This window comes from Microcystis sp. BLCC-F209 (assembly GCF_041928595.1).
GTDB lineage: Bacteria > Cyanobacteriota > Cyanobacteriia > Cyanobacteriales > Microcystaceae > Microcystis.
On sequence record NZ_JBHFLL010000264.1, the window covers coordinates 1 to 2,033 of the forward strand.

At 42.5% G+C, this 2,033-nt stretch carries 2 protein-coding genes and 1 pseudogene; all 3 read right to left on the reverse strand.

Annotated features, from left to right (window positions below):
* Nucleotides 1-549 (reverse strand): annotated as a pseudogene (locus ACE1AQ_RS16840) (cation:proton antiporter); the annotation flags it as partial.
* Entirely contained in the window at nucleotides 546-893 is a 348-nt protein-coding gene (locus ACE1AQ_RS16845; RefSeq protein WP_002796737.1) for an NADH-quinone oxidoreductase subunit K, read from the reverse strand. The pseudogene ACE1AQ_RS16840 and the gene ACE1AQ_RS16845, both read right to left, overlap by 4 nt.
* Nucleotides 894-1,036: 143 nt before the next feature.
* On the reverse strand, nucleotides 1,037-2,033 hold a 997-nt coding region (locus tag ACE1AQ_RS16850), incomplete at its 5' end, for a cation:proton antiporter (protein WP_374808843.1).

Sequence of the window (2,033 nt, forward strand, 5' to 3'; positions counted from 1 at the left end):
AGGTGCGCCCTTTAAACCAGCAAAAGCAAAGGAATTATTGGCTTTATAGACTAAAACTGCGCCAATAAGGTAAAATAACATCGCCACATTGCTGATAAACAGATAACGCAGGGCAACCCAGAGAGAGCGATCGCTGCGAGGATAGGCAATCATCAGAAAAGCGGCAATACTAATTACCTCTAGGGCAACGTAAACGCTAATAAAATCCTCACAGACGAAGACAGAATTAATGCTGCCGTGGAGAATGATAGCTTGGGCGTAAAAAAAGGCGGTTTTGCTACTTTCCCAGTTATAAAAAATAACTGCCATCGTCACCAGGGCATTAGTGAGGATAAAATAGGCACTTAACTGATCGGCTACCAGTTTCACGCCATAATTATCCAGTAGGTTAAGGGTTATGGGGGAGGATTGGCTAAATAGAAGGAGAGAATAGGCGAGAGAGATAATAGTGGCGGCGAGAGCCAGATATTTGTCTAATCGCGGCAATAAATAGATGATAAAGCCGATCAAAAAGGGTAAACTTATCCAAGCGATCGTTAAAGTATTCATGGTGTGTTATTTTTTTCTATCTCGCTGCTGTCGAGGGTGGGGTTATCTTTGGCTAATTTCATCACTCCCACCAGCATTAACGCCTGAATGGAAAAACCGATGACGATCGCTGTTAAAATCACTGCTTGGGGTACAGGATCGGCGTAATTTTGCTGTTTAACTGTACCGAGGATGGGAGTAAATAAACCGTCACGGGAAGAAATCACCACATAGTAGGCGATAACGCCCGTACTCATGACATCCATGGCGATAATCTTCATGATTAAGTTTTTTTTCAGGAATGTTCCTAAAAATCCGCACAAAACGGTGGCGAATACAAACAACTCTAGCAGGGGAATCGTCACTGGGCTTCTTGATTAGATTTGGTTATGAGTCAAAATACTTTTTCTAATTATCCTCGATCGAGTCCCAATTGATCAAAAAATTCTCAGGCTTTGCCGCTTCTCCCTTGAATAATTGGTAAATTGGTGAAGATCTATAGTTAGTATTAGCTAAAAGCTAGGAATGAGGGAGCTAATTGGGCTAGGATTAGAGAGAACAAAAGCATTAACATAACAGCCATCATACCGACGAGATTATCAAATTGTTCCCCAGCTGTTGATAATTGTAAGGACAGCTTTTTAAATATCCCTAGATACAACCCCCAACCGATAGCAATAATCCCTAAAGCTTTGCTGATATTGCCCAGATTGTAGGCATCGAAATAGACAGCATTGGCTATAAACAAGGCAGTTAACAATAGTATTATTCCTAACCAACCACTCAAGGTTAACTTTCTCCCAGTGGAAACTTTTGTGTGGGGTAAAAAGATAAATTTAGCAGTGGCGATCGCTGTACCTACGGCTGCTAAATTGATGGCTACCTCTTGCCAAGGTAATAAATTTTTCATCGTTAACGCTTTTGCCCCAAAACCGGATAATAATGGGAATCCAGAGATGGAAAAACTGGCGATAACAATAGCAATCCAGAGGGAATTAGGGATCGCTTGTTGCTGTAATTCTTTAAAATTGCGACTGGGTAAAACTCCCACTAACAGAAATAGGGAAGATTTAACTAATCCGTGGGTAAGGGTATAAAAACCGCTCACCGGTGGGGCAGCCAAAATAAAACCCAGCTGCACGATCGTGCTAAAGGCTAACATCCGCTTGCTATCCTTTTCAAACACTGCGTAGGATACGCCAAAAATCGCTGTTAGCACCCCTAAAAGCCGAATTAGGACATCTAAATCCTCTAGGATTAAAGCACAGCGCAGGAGGGGAAAAATGCCAGCTTTTACCACCACCCCCGACATCAGCGCCGAGACGGAGGTTTCCGATTCCGAGTGTGTCATCGGTAGCCATAACCCCGAGACAAAGATTCCCCCTTTGACTAATAATCCCATGAAGATTAAAGCCAAGGCTTCGGGAGGTGCGCCCTTTAAACCAGCAAAAGCAAAGGAATTATTGGCTTTATAGACTAAAACTGCGCCAATAAGGTAAAATAAC